General features: G+C 68.1%; 3 protein-coding genes. 1 reads left to right on the plus strand and 2 read right to left on the minus strand.

Going from position 1 to position 1,710, the window contains the following annotated elements; all coding sequences use genetic code 11:
- Positions 1–17: 17 nt before the first annotated feature.
- Positions 18–401: a hypothetical protein gene (locus tag D769_RS20255; RefSeq protein WP_008648926.1), complete on the minus strand. Its 384-nt coding sequence runs from the start codon at positions 399–401 to the stop codon at positions 18–20.
- Between the two features lie 11 nt (positions 402–412).
- Positions 413–676 carry a helix-turn-helix domain-containing protein gene (locus tag D769_RS20260; protein ID WP_008648927.1) on the minus strand — a complete coding sequence of 88 codons (264 nt, stop codon included), beginning with the start codon at positions 674–676 and terminating at the stop codon, positions 413–415.
- A gap of 73 nt (positions 677–749) precedes the next feature.
- Between D769_RS20260 and D769_RS20265 the strand changes: the two genes are divergently transcribed.
- A partial coding sequence (locus tag D769_RS20265) for an IS91 family transposase (protein WP_008648928.1) occupies positions 750–1,710 on the plus strand: 961 nt, incomplete at its 3' end.

Here is a 1,710-nt window from a genome sequence, read left to right on the forward strand (position 1 = left end):
TCATGCGGTTGAATTTCCTATCCGTGGGACTCGGAAACCGAGAACTCGACGTCGAGGTAGTCCTCGACCTTCTCGCCGGCGGCGGCGATGCGCCGGGCGATGGCGGCCAGTTGCGCCTGGTCCCAGGACACGCGCTTCGGGACATCGACCGTCACGCGAAGCAGCCCGTCCTTCAGGTGCACGACGCCGAAGTCCTTGCCGGCCTCGAGGCGTGCAGCACGGGCCTGCTCGCCGTAGGCGGCCTCCAGCGCGGCGTCGAACTTCGCGCGGGCCTGCTTGAGCCAGGCGAGCGCTTCGTCGAGGTTGCGGCTGATCTCCGCCTTCTGGGCGGGCGGCAGCGCGGCCAGCTGGCCGACGGACATCGCGGCGATGTCGGCGGGGTAGAGGGTCAAATCGCTCATCGCATCCCCCTTCAGCGCGCCGCGCGCTCGGAGGTCGAGTCGTGCAGGGCGCCACGCTCGAACTCGATGACCGACTCCAGGGGGTAGCTGACGCGCTTGGACAGCTTCAGGTAGCGCGGGCCCCGCCCTTCGCTGCGCCAGCGCTGCAGGGTCTTGGGGCTCAGCCCCCAGCGCTGCGCGAGCTCGTTCTCGTTGAGGACCCGACGATCGCCGGGAGACAGACCGTTGATCGCATCGACCGGCGACCGGGTGATGGTGCTTGCCGTTGTCGGCATGGAAGCCTCCTATGACGCTGTTGAGGAACAGGTGTCATTGCAGGCTTCGGGTGGCGAACCTTGGAGGGACCGAATGGCGAACCACGCGCAAACTTCGGGTTCGCCAATCCGCACGCGTCCATGCCAAAACGGCGAGCACGCGGCTCGCCGTTCTTGGGGACAGGGGGATGGTCAGCGGCCCACATCGGCGCAACTGACGCAGCTCGCCAACACCATCGCGCATCGCGTGTGCCGGCACCTGACGCGCAAAGGCTGGCTGGAAGGCGAGGACGAATCCGTGTTTCTGTCCGACAGCGCGGGTAGCGACGACGGCATGGATGGGCTGCGGATGAGTTCGATGACCTACCGCATCGCCACCGGTCGCGACGCTGGCCGCAAGGTCGTCACGCTGCAAACATTGCCCGGTGACGCAGGCTCGCTGGAGGGCGATGCCGGCAAGGTCGGCGGCTTCTCGCTGCATGCCGGCGTGGCCGCGGAAGCACACGAGAGCCACAAGCTCGAAAAGCTGTGCCGCTACATCACGCGCCCGGCGATCAGCGAGCAGCGGCTGTCGATCTCACCGCAGGGTAGGGTGCGTTACCAGCTCAAGACGCCGTGGCGCAATGGGACCACGCATGTCGAATGGGATGCGGTGGACTTCATCGCCAAGCTGGCGGCACTGGTCCCGCCACCTCGCGCGCATCTCACCCGCTTCCACGGCGTATTCGCCCCGAATGCAAACCTGCGCGCGCAGCTGACGCCATCGGGGCGCGGCAAGCGGCCTGCGAGCGATGCAGTGCCGGTGGACGTCAGCGCCCACGACGAACCGCGCAGCCCCGAGCAGAAGCGCCGTGCGATGAGCTGGGCGCAACGGCTCAAGCGGGTCTTTTCCATCGACGTCACCACCTGCGCCCACTGCGGCGGCGCGGTGCGGATCGTCGCCAGCATCGAAGACCCCAAGGCCATTCGCGCCATCCTCGCCCACTTCGAGAAACACGGCGCGCTGGAGCAAGCGCACTACCGGCCCGCAGCGCGCGCCCCGCCGCCGGCCGCGT

Source organism: Cupriavidus sp. HMR-1, assembly GCF_000319775.1.
Lineage (GTDB): Bacteria > Pseudomonadota > Gammaproteobacteria > Burkholderiales > Burkholderiaceae > Cupriavidus > Cupriavidus metallidurans.

Coding starts and splice junctions, on each gene's coding strand:
- D769_RS20255 (WP_008648926.1), bottom strand. CDS start 401: ATGAGCGATTTGACCCTCTACCCCGCCGACATCGCCGCGATGTCCGTC.
- D769_RS20260 (WP_008648927.1), bottom strand. CDS start 676: ATGCCGACAACGGCAAGCACCATCACCCGGTCGCCGGTCGATGCGATC.